The sequence below is a fragment of the Acuticoccus sediminis genome (genome assembly GCF_003258595.1).
In the GTDB taxonomy this organism is placed as follows: Bacteria; Pseudomonadota; Alphaproteobacteria; order Rhizobiales; family Amorphaceae; genus Acuticoccus; species Acuticoccus sediminis.
The window spans coordinates 1,130,261-1,148,968 of record NZ_QHHQ01000002.1 but is presented as its reverse complement, the minus strand read 5'-3'; the positions used below and the strand labels follow the sequence as shown (position 1 = coordinate 1,148,968).

At 70.9% G+C, this 18,708-nt stretch carries 11 protein-coding genes; 3 read left to right on the top strand and 8 right to left on the bottom strand.

All coding sequences use genetic code 11. The annotated features are described in order from the left end of the window. Positions 1 to 58 precede the first annotated feature (58 nt). The 4 genes from DLJ53_RS13085 to DLJ53_RS13070 form a co-directional block, all read right to left on the bottom strand. On the bottom strand, positions 59 to 925 hold the full coding sequence (locus DLJ53_RS13085) for a 2-hydroxyacid dehydrogenase (RefSeq protein ID WP_202913123.1): 867 nt from the start codon (positions 923 to 925) through the stop codon (positions 59 to 61). A gap of 32 nt (positions 926 to 957) precedes the next feature. Further along, positions 958 to 2,604 (bottom strand): gamma-glutamyltransferase family protein, encoded by a 1,647-nt coding sequence (locus DLJ53_RS13080; protein WP_202913122.1) that lies wholly within the window; start codon positions 2,602 to 2,604, stop codon positions 958 to 960. Positions 2,605 to 2,652: 48 nt separating this feature from the next. Further along, positions 2,653 to 4,653, bottom strand: coding sequence for a TRAP transporter permease (locus tag DLJ53_RS13075; protein ID WP_162409174.1), 2,001 nt, complete (start codon positions 4,651 to 4,653; stop codon positions 2,653 to 2,655). A gap of 415 nt (positions 4,654 to 5,068) precedes the next feature. After that, the gene (locus tag DLJ53_RS13070) at positions 5,069 to 6,058 is read right to left on the bottom strand and encodes a TAXI family TRAP transporter solute-binding subunit (protein WP_111345772.1); all 990 of its coding nucleotides are present in this window, start codon (positions 6,056 to 6,058) and stop codon (positions 5,069 to 5,071) included. A gap of 129 nt (positions 6,059 to 6,187) precedes the next feature. Here DLJ53_RS13070 and DLJ53_RS13065 point away from each other — a divergent pair, with 129 nt between their 5' ends. Together DLJ53_RS13065 and DLJ53_RS13060 are read left to right on the top strand one after the other, a co-directional pair. Continuing rightward, on the top strand, positions 6,188 to 6,781 hold the full coding sequence (locus DLJ53_RS13065; RefSeq protein ID WP_162409173.1) for a helix-turn-helix domain-containing protein: 594 nt from the start codon (positions 6,188 to 6,190) through the stop codon (positions 6,779 to 6,781). A 31-nt stretch (positions 6,782 to 6,812) separates the two neighbouring features. Beyond that, the gene (locus DLJ53_RS13060) at positions 6,813 to 8,123 is read left to right on the top strand and encodes an NAD(P)/FAD-dependent oxidoreductase (protein WP_111345768.1); all 1,311 of its coding nucleotides are present in this window, start codon (positions 6,813 to 6,815) and stop codon (positions 8,121 to 8,123) included. A 90-nt stretch (positions 8,124 to 8,213) separates the two neighbouring features. Here the strand turns inward: DLJ53_RS13060 and DLJ53_RS13055 are convergent, their stop codons facing one another. From DLJ53_RS13055 to DLJ53_RS13040, 4 genes are all read right to left on the bottom strand, one after another. Next, positions 8,214 to 8,609 (bottom strand): DUF1801 domain-containing protein, encoded by a 396-nt coding sequence (locus DLJ53_RS13055; RefSeq protein ID WP_111345766.1) that lies wholly within the window; start codon positions 8,607 to 8,609, stop codon positions 8,214 to 8,216. 77 nt (positions 8,610 to 8,686) lie between these two features. Next, a complete protein-coding gene (locus tag DLJ53_RS13050) occupies positions 8,687 to 9,097 on the bottom strand; it encodes an SRPBCC family protein (RefSeq protein WP_111345764.1) in 411 nt (136 codons plus the stop codon). Then, positions 9,094 to 9,417, bottom strand: coding sequence for an ArsR/SmtB family transcription factor (locus tag DLJ53_RS13045; RefSeq protein WP_111345762.1), 324 nt, complete (start codon positions 9,415 to 9,417; stop codon positions 9,094 to 9,096). Before DLJ53_RS13045 ends, DLJ53_RS13050 begins: the two co-directional genes overlap by 4 nt. Before the next feature lie 171 nt (positions 9,418 to 9,588). Next, a complete protein-coding gene (locus DLJ53_RS13040; protein ID WP_111345760.1) occupies positions 9,589 to 10,926 on the bottom strand; it encodes an alpha/beta hydrolase in 1,338 nt (445 codons plus the stop codon). A gap of 528 nt (positions 10,927 to 11,454) precedes the next feature. On the opposite strand from DLJ53_RS13040, the gene DLJ53_RS36390 reads away from it, so the two are divergent. Further along, a complete protein-coding gene (locus DLJ53_RS36390) occupies positions 11,455 to 18,672 on the top strand; it encodes an autotransporter outer membrane beta-barrel domain-containing protein (RefSeq protein ID WP_146619945.1) in 7,218 nt (2,405 codons plus the stop codon). Positions 18,673 to 18,708: the final 36 nt, after the last annotated feature.

Genomic DNA, 18,708 nt, shown 5'->3' with positions numbered 1-18,708 from the left:
CTGACCCGGTGCGGCCCGATCGCTCCGGGCCGCCTCTGGCAGCGGACGCAGTGCGGCGCTAGCGGGAGAGGAGGCGGAGGGCTTCCTCGAGGAGGCGGGTCGCGGCCTCCGGGGTCTTGAAGCCGACGTGAGGCGTCAGCGTGACGTTGTCGAGGCCGGTCAGCGGGGATCCGGGCGGCAGCGGCTCCTCGTCGAAGACGTCGAGCGCGGCGTGGCCGAGGGTCCCCTCGCGCAGCGCGTCCAGCAGCGCATCCCGGTCGACGAGCGCGGCGCGCGCGGTGTTGACGAGGATGGCGCCGGGCTTCATCGCCCCCAGCTCGGCGCGGCCGAGGAAGCCGGTGGTCTGCGGCGTGAGGGCGAGGTGGAGCGACACCACGTCGGCCTCGCGCAGGAGCCGGTCGAGCGGCAGGAAGGTGCAGGGAAGGTCCCCCGCCTCCGGACGCCGGGCCCAGGCGACGACGTTCATGCCGAGCGCCGCCGCGATGCGGATCACCTCGCGCCCGATCCCGCCCGTGCCGATGACACCCAGCGTCCGCCCCTGAAGGGTCGTCCCTTCGAGCGGCGCCCACGTGCCCCGCCGCAGCGCGGCGTCCTGCACCGCGATCCGCCGCGCGGCCGCGAAGAGGAGGGCGATGGTGTGTTCCGCGACGCTCCGGTCGCCGTAGCCCTGGACCGTGCGGACCTCGATGCCGCGCGCCTCGGCCGCCGCGAGGTCGATGTAGCTGCTCGCGCCAGTGCCGAGGAAGACGACGCACTTCAGCGCCGGGACACGGTCCATCAGCGCGCCGTCCATCATCGTGTGTCCGTTCAGCATCCGCTCCGCGTCGCCGATGACCTCGACGATCGCGCCCGGTGCTGGATCGCCGTCATGGATCCGCAGTCCCGGCGCCAGCGCCAGCCGTTCGGGCGTGAGCAGGCGGCGCATGGCCGCGCTGCAGTCCACGTAGACCGGTGCGGTCATCGACCGGCGGTGCCGGAGGTCCGTCGCGGATCGGCCGCGCCTTCAAGCGCGCCGTCCGGGCGCGCCTGCACCGCGCACACCGCGCCCGCGAGGTGGCTCCATTCGCCCCACGGCTCGACGCGGTGGCCGAGGCCGGCGAGCTCGTCGACGACGGTATCGTCGATGCGCGTCTCGGCGCGGACGAGGCCGGGATGCATCTCGTGCGGCTCGAAGCTCGACGGGAAGCTGTAGCTCGCGAGGCGTGGTGCCTCGACCGCCGCCTGCAGTTCCATGCCGTAGACGAAGCGGTTGAGGAGGACGTGCGCCATCGCCTGGATCTGCACGTCGCCGCCGGGCGTGCCGAACGGCATCGGGAAGCCGTCCCGGTCGACGTAGATCGCCGGGTTCGGCGTGAGGCGCGGCCGCTTGCCGGGCGCGACGCCGCTCGGGTGCGCCGGATCGCCCCAGGAGGCGGAGCCGCGCGAGGACGGGCAGATGCCCGTGCCCGGGATGATCGGGCTGCTGTAGGAGACGTCCGAGGGCGTGGCGGAGAAGGCGAGGCCGTCGGTGTCCACCACGCACACGTAGGAGGTGTCGCCGGGCGCGGGCTCCTCCGCCGTGGGCGCCATGCCGGTGACGCGGCCGAGGCCGGGCTCGGGCATGCCGGGCGCGGCGCGGGCGGGGTCGAAGGCCGCGATGCGCTCTGCCGCGTAGGACGCGGAAAGGAGCCGCTCGAGCGGGACGTCGACGAAGTTCGGGTCGCCCAGCACCGCCTCGCGGTCGGCGAAGGCGAGCTTCACGCACTCGATGAGGCGGTGGTAGTAGGCGCTCGACCCCTGTGCCACGCCGCTCCAGTCGAGCTGGTCGAGGAACTGCATGACGACGCCGAGGAAGGGGCCCTGGCAGTAGGCGCCGGAGCACAGGAGCGTGCCGTCCGCAAAGGACGCGCGCACCGGTGCGCCGATCTCGGAACGGTACCCGGACAGGTCGGCGGCCGAGAGGAGACCGCCCTCCGCCTCGTGGAAGCGCACGATCTGGCGCGCGATGTCGCCCTCGTAGAAGGCGGCGCGGGCGGCATTGAGGCCGGCGAGGCGGTCGCCCCCGGCCGCACGCTCGCAGTCGGCCATGTGCTGGATCGTCCTGGCGAGGTCGCTCTGCACGAACCGCTCGCCGATCTCGGGAACGCGTCCGCCGGGCAGGTAGATCGCGGCGTTGGAGGGCCACTCGGCGTACTCGTCCGCGTGCTGGGAGATGATCGAGCGCATCAGCCAGTGCATCGCGAAGCCCTCGCGGGCGAGCGTGATGGCCGGCGTCGCGACGTCGGCGAAGCTCATGGTGCCGAAGCGGGTGAGCGCGGCGATCCAGGCCGACGGCGCGGCGGGGACGACCGTGCGAAGGAGGCCGCGCGGGATCTTGCCGCCGTACTCGCGCATGAAGAGGTTCGGATCGAGCGCCTTCGGCCAGCCGCCGAGACCGTCGATGGTGTAGGCCGTCCCGTCCGGCTGGCGGATCATGATGGGCGCGACGCCGGCGAAGTTGACGTAGTCGCTCTGCACCACGCCGAGGACGAGGCCGCCCGCGACCCCGGCGTCGACGGCGTTGCCGCCGGCTTCGAGGACCTGATCGGCGGCGCGCGCAGCGAGCGCGTGGCCGGCCGCGGCCATGTGCCGATATCCCGTGGCGCGATATCCGGTGGGCATGTGCGTTCCCTCTCAGGCTGGTTGTTCGAGCGGCGCGCGACGGCCGATGACGATCTGTCGCCCGATGATGATGACGAAGAGCAGCAGGCCGACCCCCGTCGTCCACCACGACGGATGGAACAGGCCGAAGGCGGCCGGCAGCAACAGTAGGCGCTCCAGGACCGTGAGGCGACGGGTGAAGACGCCCTCGAGCGCGACGTTGATCGCGATCAGCGCGACCCCGGCGAGGAGCGCCACCAGGACCTGCAGCGCGATCGGCGCGCCGAGGCCCAGGATCTCCGGCCGTGCGATGAAGAGGAACGGCAGGAGGAAGCCCGGCAGGCCGAGCCGCACCGCCGCGAATGACGTCTTCATGAACGAGGCCTCGGCGATGTTCGCGGCGACGAGGCAGCCGACCGCGACCGGCGGCGTGATCGCCGACATGTTGGCGAGGTAGAAGACGAAGAGGTGCGCGGCGAGAACCGGCACGCCGAGTTCGATGAGCGCCGGCGCGCCGAGGAGCGCGACGAGGATGTAGGCCGCCGAGGTCGGCATCCCGACGCCGAAGACGAGACAGGTGATCGCCGCGAGGAAGACCAGCGGCCACAGGCTGTCCCCGGCGAGGTCCAGCATGATGTAGGAGAGCTTCTGCGCGAGGCCCGTCGCGACCATCATCTCGACCATCACCGAGATCACCGCCACCACCACTGCGACCTGTGCGCCGGAGTGGGCGCCGCGGGCGAGGCCGCCGAGCACCGGCGCGCCCATGGACTTCACCATCGCGAGCGGAGTTCGCCAGCCGAGGACGATGCGCTTCACGATCTCGAGGCCGATCGTCAGCTCCACCGCGTAGAGGGCGGCGGTGTTCGCCGGCGTGCCCGTGAGCAGGAGGACGATCAGGACGACGATGGCGAGGATCGGGTGGCCGTGCATCAGGAACGCCCGGCCCATCGAGACGTCCATCAGCGGCAGGCCCTCGACCTGACGCGCCTCGTGCGTCGCGCCGAGGTCGAGCCGCACCGCCTGGATGTGCACCGCGAACAGCAGGTAGCCGTAGTAGATGATCGCCGGCAGCGTCGCCGCGGCGAGCACCTCGACGTACGGAATGCCGGTGATGCCGACGATGAGGAAGGCGGCGAGGCCCATCTTCGGCGGCGTGATCTGCCCGCCGGCCGAGGCGACCGCCTCCACCGCCCCGGCGAAGTGCGGCTTGAAGCCGAAGCTCTTCATCATCGGGATGGTGAAGGCGCCGGTGGAGGCGACGTTCGCCATGGTGCTGCCGGAGATCATGCCCATGAAGCCGGAGCCGATGACCGCCGCCTGCGCCGGCCCGGCGCGCGAGCGGCCCGACAGCGCGAAGGCGACCTTCATCAGGAGGTCGAGCCCGCCGGTCGACTTCAGCAGCCCGGCGAACAGCATGTAGATGAAGATCGTCGACGCCGAGACCGCCGTCAGCCCGCCGAGCAGCCCCCGGAAATAGGGGATCGACGTGTAGCCGAGCAGCCGGTCGAGGTTGAACCCGTTGTGGAAGAGGACGCCCGGCAGCAGGTACCCGAAGTAGCCGTAGAGCAGTCCGGCGATGGCGATGCCGGGAATGATCGGCCCCCACTCGCGGATCGCGACGTAGAGCGACAGCGCGAGCAGCAGCGCCGCGATGACGAGGTCGGCGGTGTTCGGGAAGAACGAGCGGTCGTCGATCAGCGCCTGGTATTCGACGATGAGGTAGACGAGCGGCACAAGGGAGAGGAGGGCGAGGAGCGCGAGGAGGCGCCGCGCCCAGGGCCTGTCGTCCGGCGTCCTGAGAATGAGGCCGAGCAGGGACAGCGCCAGCGCCAGCGTCAGGTGCATGCCCTTGAAGAGGCCGCCCGGGAAATGGAACGTCGCGATCTGGTAGATGTGCAGCAGCGCGATACCGACCCCGGCCACGCCGAAGACGATGGCCGCGGGACCGCCGCGGTCGGAGAAGATGCGGGCGAACGCGGTCAGCGACGGAGGCATCGACGAACGCGGGGGCGTGGACGGGGGCGGTGACATGGACGGACTCTGGGGCATGGGCGGTCAGTCCTCACCCGCCGGCCGCGAGCGGCGCGGGGGCACTGCCGGGGCGGACTGCGCCGGATGACGTTGACGCGGACAGGGGCGCGGTCTTTGGCGGAGTAGAGCGCCGGGGCGCCGGCATGGCGGCCGGCGCGGGGCATTCGCGGCGGGCGGAGCGCCGCCGGCGCCACCCGACGAACCGGTGTCGGGTCCTTGCGCCGGGTGTACCGGGCGGCGGCGGATCGACGAGCGGGGCCGCGTGAGGCGTGCCTGCGGCCGGGCACGGACAGCGAGGGCATCGCCGCAGGAGAACCGAGGTCCCGGCCGCGCGGAGCGACCGGGGTGCGGCGGGACCGCCCCGCCGGATCGGGCGATTTCGCGGGGCGGAGGCACGGCGCCGCCGGACGCCGGATCAGCCGGCGATGGTGAGGTCGTCGCGCCAGACGCCCTTTTCCTTGAAGTACTGCGCCGCGCCGGGGTTCACCGGGACGAACGGCATCATGTACTTCACAGCGTATTCCAGATCGATGTTGCGCAGCTCCATCGAGACGTTGCGCACCTCCTCGGCATGGTCGAACACCGCCTTGGTGACGGCGTAGCCCACCTCGTCGGTGACGCGCGGGTGGGTGGCGAGGAGGCCGATCGTGGCCGTGCACGGCGTCGGCTCGGTGACGGCGGCCCAGAGTTCCGGGTCCGCCTCGTAGCGCGAGATGCCGGGGTTGATCGTGTTGGCATGCACGATGGCGTCCTCCGGCCAGCCGATCCCCTTCAGCTCGACCGAGGCCATCAGCTCCTGCAGGAGTGGGGAGGGCCGACCGCCGGCCAGCAGCGCCGGCACGCAGTCCAGCGCACCGGAACGGAAGGCGTCGTAGATCTCGCGCCAGGAGCCGTAGGTCCAGTTGATCTTGTCCTTCACGCCGAGGAAGTCGGTCATCATCTCCCAGGTCTGGCGGGTCGAGCCGCCGGCGGTGGAGGGGCTGACGCGCTTGCCGGCGAGGTCCCGCGCCGTCTCGATCCCGCTGTCGGCGCGCACCATCGGCACCGTCGCCCATGCCGTGTAGGCGAACGACTGCTGCACCTTGATCGGTTGCTTGAAGCGCCCTTCGCCGGCCATCGCGGCCTTGTAGTCGTTCGAGGCGCTCTGCCCGAAGTCGATCATGTCCTGGCCGATGAGCTGGAGGTTCTCGGCGCCGCCCGAGGTCGACATCGAGGAGGTGCGCAGGTCGCTGTGCTTGTTCACCACCGCCGAGATCGTCTCGATGATGACGTAGCCGGTGGAGCCGAGGCTCGCCGAGCCGAACAGGACCGGCGACTGCGCGAAGGCCCGGCCGACCCCCGAAGCTGCGAGCGGAACCGCTGCACCGGCCGCAAGGAGCTGACGACGGTTGAGCTTTGCGGACATGACGCCTCTCTTCGTTGGGATAAAATGTTGCGCCGGGACGCAGGAATTTTCAGCACGCTGAAATTTCCACCCTGATTTTTAAATGGTATGGACCGTGATACGATTGTCAACTCGTTTAGGGAGGCGCCAGTGGACGGAGTGAGCGGGGAAAATGGCGCTGACCCCTATGATCGGCGTGTCGGTCAGCGCATCCGCGAGCGGCGCAAGGCGCGGCGGATGACGCTGGAGGACGTCGCCTCCGCCTGCGGCATCTCCACCGCGCAGCTCTCCATGATCGAACGCGGCCTCGCCTCGCCGTCGGTGAAGGGGCTGCGGGAGATCTGCCGCACGCTCGACATCAACCTCCTGTGGCTCTTCGAGGAGGAGGTGGACCGCGGCCCGGAGGCCGGGCTCATCGTGCGCCGCCACCGCCGCAAGCACTTCGACCTCGCCCAGAAGAAGATGCACAAGGAGCTGCTGACGCCCGACTTCAGCGGCCGCCTCCAGTTCCTCTGGATCGAGATGCAGCCGGGCAGTTCCAGCGGCCCGGACCCGTACGCGCACGACGGGGAGGAGACGGGGCTCGTCCTGGAGGGCCGCATGTCCCTGGTGGTGGACGGCGCCGAGTTCATTCTCGACGAGGGTGACAGCTTCCGCTTCGAGAGCCACCGGCCGCACCGCTTCTCCAACGCGGGCGACACCTTGTGCAAGGTCATCTGGGTGTGCACGCCTCCCTTCTACTGATGCGCTCGCGCGCTGGCACAGGGGATCGCTGATGATCGCCGAGATGTTGAACCCGACCATGCCGCCCTCCCTGTGGGCGGAGACCGCGCGCGAACGCTTCGACGCGCCGCCGCCGGACGGCGACCTCGACGTCGACGTCGCGGTGGTGGGATCGGGCTTCACGGGGCTGTCGACGGCGCTCCATCTCGCCGGGGAGGGGACGCGCGTCGTCTCCGTCGACGCCGCGATGCCGGGCTGGGGCGCCTCGGGGCGCAACGGCGGGCAGGTGATCCCCGGCCTGAAGGACGACCCGGATGCGCTGGAGGCCCACTTCGGCGCGGCCGTCGGCGGCCGGATGGCCGAGACGGCGGGCGCCGCTCCGTCGCTCGTCTTCTCGCTGGTCGACGAGCACGGCATCGACTGCGACGTCCAGCGGGCCGGGTGGATCCAGCCGGCCCATTGCCGGACCGCACTGCGCCTCGTGCAGGACCGCTGCGCGCAGTGGCGGCGCCGCGGCGCCGACGTCGAGCCGCTCGACGCCGAGGCCGTGGCCGAGCTGCTCGGCAGCCGGCCCGGCGCCTACCTCGGCGGCTGGCTGGACCGCCGCGGCGGGGCGGTGCAGCCGCTCGCCTACGCGCGCGGCCTCGCCCGCGCGGCGGCCGGGAGGGGGGCGCGGATCCATGGCGGCTCGCGCGTGGTGGCGCTGGAGAGGGACGGCACCCGCTGGCGCCTCCGCCTCGCGACCGGGGCGAGCATCATCGCCGATCATGTCGTGCTGGCGACCAACGGCTACACCGACGACCTGTGGCCCGGACTGAAGCGCACCGTGGTGCCGGTCTACAGCTTCCAGACCGCCTCCGAGCCGCTCTCCCCGAACGCTCGGGCGTCGATCTTCCCGAAGGACCATGTCGCGTCCGACACGCGCCGCCTGCTCTGGTATTTCCGCCTGACGCGCGAGGGGCGCCTGGTGATGGGCGGGCGCGGTCCCTACAGCGAGGTGCCGGGGGAGGCCGCGGCGCGGATGGCGCTCGCCAATCTGGAGAACCTGTTCCCGGAGATCGGCCCTCTCACCCCGGCCTACGCCTGGGCCGGCCGCGTCGCCATGACGAAGGACCACTTCCCGCACCTCCACCGTCTGGCGGACGGCGTCTGGGCCGGGCTCGGGTTCAACGGGCGCGGCGTCGCGATGGGCACGATGATGGGCCGCTGCCTCGCGGAGGCGATCCTCGGGCGCGAGCCGGGCCTTCCGGTGATGGATCCGCTACCGTTCCGCCTGCACGCCTTCCGCCGCTTCGGCATCTCGGCCTACTCCGCCCTCTACCGCCGCCGCGACGCCCGCGAGAGCGCCAACCCGGCGCTCTGACGGCGCAACCGGGCGCTCGGCGCCGCCCGAACGTTCGGCGCATGTGGCGACCGGCCGACGTGTGCCGGCAACCGCAGGCCGCCGCCCGACCTAGCGGCGCTTGGTGGAGTTGAGCGCGACGGCGGAGCGGATGAGGGCGGCGAGCGCCTCCTCGTCGACGCCGTCGCCCTCATGGAAGTCGATGGCGCGGCGGGTGTTGCCCTCGAGGCTGGCGTTGAAGAGGCCGGACGGGTCGTCCAGCGCCGCGCCCTTCGCGAACGTCATCTTGACGGCGTTCTTGTAGGTCTCGCCCGTGCAGATCATGCCGTTGCGGTACCAGACCGGCACGCCGCGCCATTTCCACTCCTCGACGACCTCGGGCTCGGCGCGGTGGATCACCGCGCGCAGCCGGGCCAGCATGTCGCCGCGCCAGTCGCAGAGCGATGCGATCCGCTCGTCGATCAGCCTCGAAGGCGACGTGTCGGCCATCTGATCGGTCTTGGCCATGTCGTGCTCCTCCCTTCGGGCGCGCGGTGCGGGTCCGCCGCTGCGCGCCATGTCGTTGCGGGCCGGATCGGCCCGGCTCAGTCGAGCCCCGCCAGGACGTCCTCGAGCTTGTCGAGGAAGCGCGGCCAGCCGGCCTTGGCCCCACCGTAAGCCTGCCGCTGGTCGCGGCGGAAGCCGGTCTGCTCCATCCGCAGCCGGGTGCCGCCCGTGGTCGGCGTGAGGGTCCAGGTCACCACGCTGTCGAGGCCGTGGGCGACCCATGAGTAGGCGAGCGCCCGCTGCGGCTCGATCTCCAGCACCTCGCAGCCGACCGCGCCCCATTCCGCGCGCATGTCGAAGCGGTGGCCGACGACGGGGGCGAAGTCGGTCTTCATCAGCCATTCTTCGATGAGGTGCGGCTGCGTGAGCGCGCGCCAGATCTTCTCGGGCGCATGCGGGAACTCGCGCTCGACCACGACGGAGAGTGTTTCGGTCGACGTATCGGTCATTGGTCCATCCTTTTCAGCAGATCGTCGAGGTCGTCGAACCGGCTCTCCCAGAACCCGGTCATCGCGCTCGTCCAGTCGGCGAGCGGGGCGAGCGCCTTGATCTGCGCGCTGTAGTGCGTCTGCCGGCCTTCGTGCCGGTCGGTGACGAGGCCGGCCCGCCGCAGCACGCCGAGGTGCTTGGAGACCGCCGGCTGCGACACGCCCGCGGCGGCGGTCAGTGCCGCGACCGTCTGCTCGCCGTCGCGGCACAGGTGTTCGAAGATGGCCCGCCGGGTCGGGTCGGCGAGGCTCTTGAAGAGCGCGTCCTGCGGATTGGCCATCTTGATGCATAACCCGTTGGCTATGGGTCAAACCGATAACCGTCTGGTTATTGGTTGTCAATGCGCAGCGGGTCGGGCGCGCGCAGCCGCAGTCGTGGCGGCGCGCGGCCGTTCCTGTCGGGGATCAAGTCGCTGGCCGCGGGGCGGGTGCGGGTGCGCCGCCGGCCGGGGCTACTGGCTGGTGGAACCTTCCACGACGGGCTTGTCCTCCTCCACCATCGGAGGCGAGGAGGCGAGGGTCGCCTCGAGCGTGTCGTTGAAGGTGCGCCGCGTGCTCGGGTCGACGACGGCGACGGGCGCGGAGACGGCCATGCCGACCGCCGTGCCGGCCGCGGTGGCGACGCCGGTTGAGAGCTGGATCACCCGGTCGCCGAAGCTCGCGTGCTGGTCGGTCAGTGTCTGCCCTTCCATCAGCCGGGTACCGATGAGGCGCACGACCTCCGGGCTCTGGGCGAACTTGCCGTGATGAAGGCGGTCGCCCGACTCCACCTTGGTGAGGTCGATGACGGTGAGACCGGTGTTCTCGATCTCGGTGCGGTAGGGTTCCTGCGAGGGGTCGATGGAGCCGAGCCGCGCCGAGCTCTGCCAGAGCCGCCGGGAGACCGCGAGGGCCCGGTCGTCGCCCGACACGAACAGCACCATGTCCGGCCGATCGGGACCGATGTCGCGCATCTGCTCACGGAACACGTCGACGTCGACGTCGGGCGCGGCGAGCATCACCGTGGTGATCTTCGGGCTGATGCTGCCGTCGCGGATCGCCATCTGCCGCAGCGCCTCCATCGTCAGCCAGTTGCCCATGGAGTGGGCGAGGATATTCACCTCGGCGACCGTCTTGTCCCGCGCCAGCGCGCGAAGCACCGTCTCGAGTTCGGTGCGCGAGTAGTTGGCGCTCTCGCGGTCGTAGCCGTAGGCGAGGAGGCTGCCGCGCGACGGCCAGGTGAAGAGGAGCGGCACCACCTCGGCGTCGCTGTCGTGGACGATCTGGGCCAGCCGGAAGACGGCGTCGTCGAAACGGTTGTTGTACCCGTGCACGAACACCATCACGCGGCGCCCCGGGACGGACTTCACGCGGCCGTTGAAGGTGTCGATGGCCTGTTGCAGCTCGAGGTGTTGCGTGGAGACAACGACGAAGTCGCGCTTCGGATCGCCGGTCGCGGACTTCGCCCGCTGCACCTCGCCGACGGTGCGCGCATTGTCCGGCGGGATCGACACGGCGATGTCGACGAACGCGAGGCGCGGGCCGCGCTCGCCGGTGAAGAGGCTCGCCTGATCGGCCGTCGGCTCGCGCGTCGTCGCCACCAGGATGTCGACGATGGAGCCGACGCCGACCGCGTCGGGGACCGGGGTCAGCGCCCCCTCGATCTGCCCGCCGCACGCCGACAGGGCGAGGCTCGCCGTCACCACCCAGGCGACACGCAGCCCGCTCCTGCGGGGCGCCGCCGTGCGGGCGGGCGAGCGGGACGCTCCGAAGCCGAGCGCCTCTGCCCATCGTGTCGCGGTGAGGCGCATCCTGCCGTCTCCAAGGTGTTCGTGCGTCGCCGGGCGATGGTGGGGTGGGTTGCCGTCCCTAGCGCACAGTTTCCACAGGCCAATTTCTGGTAGCAATTCCTATGGACACTGTGAACGGGCGGCGTGCGCGCGGACGTCATTCGCGTCGCGGTCGGTGCATTCCTGCCACGCCTCGCGGTTCATCCGGTCATAAGTCCCGCCGATGACAAGGTTTTTCCGGCCGGAACCGGCATGGTTCACGAGTGCGCGGGGTCAAGTGGACGGGAGGTCGTCGGCGCATGCCTTATAGTGCTGTGTTGCAATTCCATCTCACATCGTACGATTCCGGTCGTTCATATGTAATAACTGGAGATCTTTGAGACAGAATTGTGGACATTGCCTCGAGAGCGCGTCGCATCGTGACGTTCCTGAATTCGATGGCAATTTTACTGTTCGTGGAAAGAAGAAATCCACGAACGGGCCGTCGTCACTTCGGGATTGTCGGGAGGCGAGCGCCAGGCGACCGCTTTTCGATCCGAGGCATCCTTCATGTCCACCCGATCCGGGCTCGGCCCGACCCCCTCGCTCCGGCCCGTCGACCGTGACCGGTCCGGGTCGCGGGCGTTGCTCTCGACGACGGCGCTCGCGGGTGTCCTCCTCGCCATCGTTCCGATGGGGGTCCCGGCCCCGGCGTGGGCGGGTTGCTCGGTCTCGGGCAACACGCTGACCTGCGAGGGGAACGACATCCCCACCCAGGACGAGGTCGTGGCCGATGGCATCGGCGTGTCGTCGATCGTCTACCAGAACGTCACCGGTCCGATCCCGGCCACGCAGGACAGCTTCGTGGCGCTCGAATGGATCGAGATGTCGGATCCGGACCAAGGCAGCATCGGCGACCTGACCGTCGATATGACGTTCGACCAGGGCTACGGCATCGACAACCCCCAGGGCATCGCCTTGCTCGAGGGAACCAGTGGCGCGGGCAACTCCCCCAAGGAGGTGAAGAGCTCGTCCCACACCACGCACGGCACGGACGGCGGCGCCGCGACCACCGCCACCAACATGACCTTCACGGTCCACGAGGTCAGCGCCGAGGATGCGCCGGCCTACGCCTTCCAGGCGTCCGGAGTCGGGGACCTGCAGGGCATCGACGTCACGTCCACGGGCGGCTCGGGCGGCAACGGCAGCGAGGGCCACAACACCGGCTTCCACGACGCCTACGGCGGCGACGGCGGAACCGGCGGCGACGGCGGCACCGTCACGCTGGACATCCAGGCCGGCAACGTGATCAACATCGTCGCCGGCACGCAGCCGGTGATCGCCGCGATCTCGACCGGCGGCACGGGCGGCAACGGCGGCGAGGGCGACTCGAACACGGGCGAAGGGCACGGCGGCCTCGGCGGGACCGGCGGCGCCGGCGGCGACGTCACCATCAACCTCCTTGGCGGCGGAATCCTGAAGACGACGCAGCCGGACAGCCTTCCGCTCGCCGTCATCTACGGCAAGAGCCAGGGCGGGACGGGCGGGACCGGCGGCCATGCCTATGGCGGCTTCAAGTCCGCCTACGGTGGCGCCGGCGGCGACGGCGGCGTCAGCGGCGACGTGTCCCTGACGGTCGGCGTTTCCGGCAGCGGGACCGCCACGACGATCGCGGCGACGCCGGACATCGTGTCGGCGATCGTCCTGCAGAGCGTCGGCGGCGGTGGCGGGAAGGGCGGCTCCGGGTCGAGCGCGTTCGCGGGCGACCATGGCGGCGCCGGTGCCGGCAGCGGCATCGCCGGCACCGTCACGCTCAACCTCTACAGCGCGACCGTCTCGACCGCGGGCGAGGAAGCGGACGCGATCCTGGTGCAGTCGGTTGGCGGGTTCGGCGGCGCGGGCGGCAGCGGCGCCGGGTTCGTCGCCTACGGGGCCGACGGCTTCAGCGGCGGCGCCGGCGGCACGGTGACCGTGACGACGGACGACGGGACCTCCGCGACCACCACCGACAACTATTCCGCCGCGCTGCGGGCGCAGTCCATCGGCGGCGGCGGCGGTCGCGGCGGCAGCGGCGACGGGCTCAAGGGCCTCGGCGGCACGGGCGGACCCGGCGGCGACGGCGGCGCGGTGTCGGCGACCCTCACCAACTCGACCTTCAATACCTCGGGTGCCGTCGCGCCGGGGATCAGCCTGCAGTCGATCGGCGGCGGCGGGGGCGCCGGCGGCTCGGCCGCCGGGATCGTCGCACTGGGCGGCTCGGGGGCGGCAGGGGGCAACGGCGGCCCGGATTCCTCCGTCGCGGCGAACGCCGTCAGCCTCACCATCGACAATGTCTCCGTCACGACCACCGGTGAGAGCTCGGCCGGCATCGAGCTGCAGTCGATCGGCGGCGGCGGCGGCAGCGCCTCGTCGAGCGGCGGGCTGATCGACATCGGCGGATCGGGTTCGGGCGGCGGCGACGGGCGCAACGTCACGGTCACCGTGACCGACGCCCTGTCGGTCACGACGCAGGGCGCTTTCTCGGACGGTGTCGTGATCCAGTCGATCGGCGGCGGCGGCGGCAAGGGCGGCAGCTCGTTCGAGCTGACGTCCGGCGCCTCCTTCAACCATCTGGTCGGCGGCAAGGGCGGCGCGGGCGGTTCGGGCGGCGACGTCACCTACACGGGCTCGGCGTCCGACACCATCCAGACCGACAGCGCGAATTCCGTCGGCTTCCTCGCCCAGTCGATCGGCGGCGGCGGCGGCCGCAGCGGTGACGATACGGTGATTTCGGTCGGCCTCACCTTCAACTCGAACAAGGGCGGCAGCACCGCGGCGGCGGCCGGCGGCCAGAGCGGCAGCGTCAGCGTCACGCTCAACGGCACGTCGGTCACGACCCTCAACGACCTCTCCCCCGGTGTCGTCGTGCAGGCGATCGGCGGCGGCGGCGGCTCCGGAGGGTCGTCCACCATGATCAGCGCCGGCGTGACCTTCGGCTCCCAACTCGGCGCGAGCGGTGGCGATGGCGGCCTGGCGGACTTCGCCTACCTCGACTCGACGGCCGACATCTCCACCAAGGGGATGTCCTCCGACGCGATCCTCGTCCAGTCGGTCGGCGGCGGCGGCGGCCAGTCGAGCAACACCTTCAACTTTCAGAGCGGCCTGAAACTGCCGGGCTTCACCAAGCAGCACGGGCAGAGTGGCGGCAACGGCGGCAACGCGTCCACCGCCCGGGTCAACTCCCACGGCACCGTCACGACGCTCGGCGACAACTCCGCCGGTATCGTGGCGCAGAGCATCGCCGGCGGCGGCGGGCGCTCGGGCGACACCGCCAACGGCGGTTTCGGCACCTCGCTGGGCGTCGTGACGCTCGGCCAGGGCGGCGGGAACGGCGGCACGGCCGATTACACCGAGGTCTACAACTACAATACCGTGACCACGAGCGGCGAGATCGCGAGCGCGATCGTCTCCCAGTCGATCGGTGGCGGCGGCGGCCTGTCCGGCACGACGATCTCCGGCAGCGTCGGCCTCAACATGAGCTACACGCACGGCGGCAAAGGCGGCGCCGGCGGCACGTCCAACTACGCCGACGTCTTCAACTCGGGCGCGCTGTCGACCTCGGGCTCGCAGTCCTCGGCGATCGTCGCGCAGTCGATCGGCGGCGGCGGCGGCGCGGGCGGCCTGACTGTGAACGGCTCCATCGACGTCGCGAACCTGTCGACGGCGGTCGGCGCCCAGGGCGGCGCGGGCGGCACGGCGGGCCATGTCCACGTGACCAACTCGTCGAAGATCACGACCGCGGGCGACACGTCCCACGGCATCCTCGCCCAGTCCATCGGCGGATCGGGCGGACAGGCCGGGATGCTCGTCCAGGGAACGGTGACGGGCGGCGAGGTATCCGGCTCGGTCGCCCTCTCGGTCGGCGGCGACGGTGGCGCCGGCGGCGCGGCGGACTACGTCCTCGTCGACAATACCGGCGCGATCGGGACCAGGGGCTACGGCGCCTACGGCATCCTCGCCCAGTCGGTCGGCGGGCACGGCGGCACCGGCGGCTCGGTCTATTCCGGCACGCTCGACGTTTCGCTCGATGCGACCGCCGCGGCGACGGTGTCCGTCGGCGGCGCGGGCGGGCAGGGCGGCCAGGCGAACACCGTCACCATCAACACCACGGGTCCGGGCAAGGCCGCGCCGATCACCACCACCGGCGACTTCTCGCACGCGATCTTCGGCCAGTCGATCGGCGGCAACGGCGGTGTCGGCGGGTCGAGCTATGCCGGCACGCTGATGCTGGGCACCGGCACGTCCATCCAGACGACCACCACCATCGGCGGCGCGGGCGGCGACGGTGCCGTCGCCAACACCGTGACGATCACCAACAGCCAGAACGTCACCACCATCGGCGGCAACTCCTACGGCATCGTCGGCCAGTCCATCGGCGGCAACGGCGGCGCGGCGGGTGCCGGACAGGCATACTTCGGCTCGATCACGTCGCAGTCGGAGAACTACGTCAACGTCAACGCGAACCTCGAGATCGGCGGCGCGGGCGGGACGGGGGCGGACGCTGCGGCGGTGACCATCTCCAACTCCGGCGCGATCACCACGCTTCAGGACACGTCCTACGGCATCCTCGCCCAGTCGATCGGCGGCGGTGGCGGCGACGGCGGCGGCTCGGGGGCCTACACGGCCGGCTACACGAGCCTTCCCGACGGCGACGAGGAGAAGCCGGAAGAGTCCGGCCTCGACCTCGACGTCAAGGTCGGCGGGTCGGGCGGCGCGTCCGGCAACGGCAGCACGGTCGGCGTCACCATCGCCGACGGCGGCAGCGTCGTGACCAGCGGCGTCGCATCGCACGCGGTCTTCGCGCAGTCGGTCGGCGGTGGCGGCGGCGTGGCCGGCGACGGCAAGGCGGGCGCCACCGGCTGGATCGCCAAGATCAAAGACGACGGCGAGAAGGTCAAGAAGGTCAAAGAGAACTACGAGAAGCTGAAGAAATACTACAAGAAGCTGACCGGCAGCGAGGAAGAGGCCGAGAAGAAGGCCCGCTCGATCAAGAAGCACGACATCGAAATCGGCGGCAAGGACGGTGCGGCCGGCACCGGCGGCGACGTCACGGTGACCAACAACGGCACCCTCTCCACCATCGGTGAAAGCGCGGCCGCAGTGTTCGCGCAGTCGATCGGCGGCGGCGGCGGCGCGAGCGGCGCCGGTTCGCAGGGCCTCGTCGACACGATCACCGTGAGCGGCGCGGGCGGCGGCGGCGGCGCCGGCGGCTCCGTCACGGTCGACAACTTCGGCGCGATCACCACGCGGGGCGCGAAGGCGATGGGCATCTTCGCGCAGTCGGTGGGCGGCGGCGGCGGCTCCGGCGGCGACGTCGCGACCGTCCTCGCCGCGGAGCTCACCGCGCTCCCGTCCGTCATCGGCACCGGCGTCATCAGCGACAACGACTCCTCCAGCGACAGCTCAAGCAGCGACGACGATTCGAGCACCGTCGTCGGCGGCGCCGGCGGTGCTGTCACGGTCACCGTCGAGACCGGCGGCTCCGTCACCACGTCCGGCAAGTACGCCCACGCGATCTTCGCCCAGTCGGTGGGCGGCGCGGGTGGCGCGGAGGGCGAGCTCTCCGAAGGCGACGGCACCGGCCGGATCGGCAGCGAGAGCGGAGCGGGCGACGGCGGCGTCGTCACCGTGACGGTGGACGGCTCCGTCGGGGTCAAGGGCGACGATGCGGTGGCGATCTTCGCCCAGAGCGTTTCCGGCGACGATGGCGCCAGCTACTCCGGCGGCGTCGGCATCACCGTCAGCGGGTCGGTGACGGCGGCCGGCAGCGGCAGCCGCGCGATCCTCGCCCAGGCGGCCGAGAGCGGCACCAACGACAGCCAGGGCAACACCAACGGCCGCGGCATCGTCCAGATCACCATCGACGAGGACGCCTCCGTCACCTCGTCCGACGCCAACGTGGCCGAGGTCATCGGCCTTCTGGGCGGGCGCAGCATCCTCGCCGGTGACGGCACGGTCAGCTACTCCAACACGATCACCAACAACGGCACGCTGACGAGCGCGTCGAGCACGGCCTACGTGATCCACTCGGACGGCGGCGCGCTGCAGATCACCAACACGGGAACGCTCTCCGGCGCGATCCAGCTCAGCGACGGCCACGTCAACAGCCTGCACAATGCGGCGGGCGGCAAGCTCTCGCTCGGCGACAAGGTGAGCCTCGGCACGCAGTTCGGCGCGTCCTTCCTCAACGAAGGCTCCATGTCGGCCTACGGCTTCGGCACCATCGGCACCTCGACGATCGTCACGGACAGCTTCGCGAGCGTCGCCGGCGGCACGTTCTCGGTCGACGTCGGCGGCGTGCAGCTCGACGACGGCAGCTACAATGTCGACGGCGACGTCATCAACATCACGCAACCGTCCGGCACCACCGCGACGGCGAGCGTCGAGGCCCCGTCGATCGCGTTCAACTGGGTCAGCGGCACCGGGGTGCAGGACGGCGACACCGGCACCCTGGAGCTCGTTGTCCTCAACGGCGGCGATGTCCAGATGACGGACAGCGGCACCGCGACCGATACGCCCTACACGCTCACGACACCGACCGCGGTGTGGACCATCAGCCCGAACGCCTCGACGCTCGATGCCGGTTACAAGATCGACTATTCCGGCCAGTCGAGCGGGGTGAGCCTGAGCGGGACGGCGTCGGACTACGCCGACTACTTCATCGCCAAGAACCGGGCGGTGAACGGCGGACGCGGGGCGATGCCGGCAAGCCTCGTCGACGCGTTCGACATGGCCGCGAACGACTTCCTCAACGCCAGGACCGGCCGGGCGCTCGAAAAGCTCTACGAGGAGCATTCGCCGGAGGAGAGCCTGATCGCGTCCGCGCGCTCGGTGAAGAGCGCGCTGGCCCTGCATGACCTGGTGCAGAGCTGCCCGACCATCGACCCGCGCAGCGGCGAGCGCCTCTTCAGCCAGCACAACTGCGCCTGGGCGCAGGGCATCGGCGGATACAGCCACCACTCCGGCATGGACCGCGCGCCGTCATACGAGGAGAAGACGCTCGGCCTCGCGGTGGCGGGGCAGCGCGAGATCCTCGACCGGACCTTCCTCGAGGTGGGCGCGCAGTACGAGCACCTCTGGGTCGACGGGGACAACTTCGACCAGGACGCCGACGTCTACGGGATCGCCGCGGCGCTGAAGCGCGAGATCGGCATCTTCACCGTCTCCGGCACGATCGCCGGCGGCCTGTCGAACTTCGACTATTCCCGCTTCTACACCAGCGGCGGCACGCGCTACCGCGCCTCGTCCAACTTCAATGCATGGTTCCTGTCCGGCGAGGGTCGCATCTTTGCGACGCTGCAGAACGAGGCGGGCTTCTACGCCAAGCCCTCCGTGGCGCTGGCGCTGACGCACAACTGGCAGGACAGCTACACCGAGAAGGGGTCCGGCCCGTCCAACTGGCGGATGAACGCGGTCGAGGAGACCAACGTCTACCTCACTCCCGGGCTCGAGGTGGGCCGGGCGTTCGAGGTCAACAAGAACCCGGTGCTGGCCTACGTCCGGGCGAGCGTGCCGACCTCGCTGACCGACCCGGACCACAAGGTGGTCTCCAACCATGTCGACGCGGTCGCCGGCAGCCTCGACGGCCTCCAGTCGGTGCTCGACCAGGACCGCTTCGCCGCGGCCCTCTCGGCCGGCGTGAAGGTCGGCTTCGGCAAGAACGTCACCCTGTCGCTCGAAGGCGACACGGCCTTCTCCGAGCACTCGACCAGCGTCGGCGGCATGGCCCGTCTCGACGTGCGCTTCTGACCGGCGCGCCCCGGGCCGGTCGCCGCGGGGCGGCCG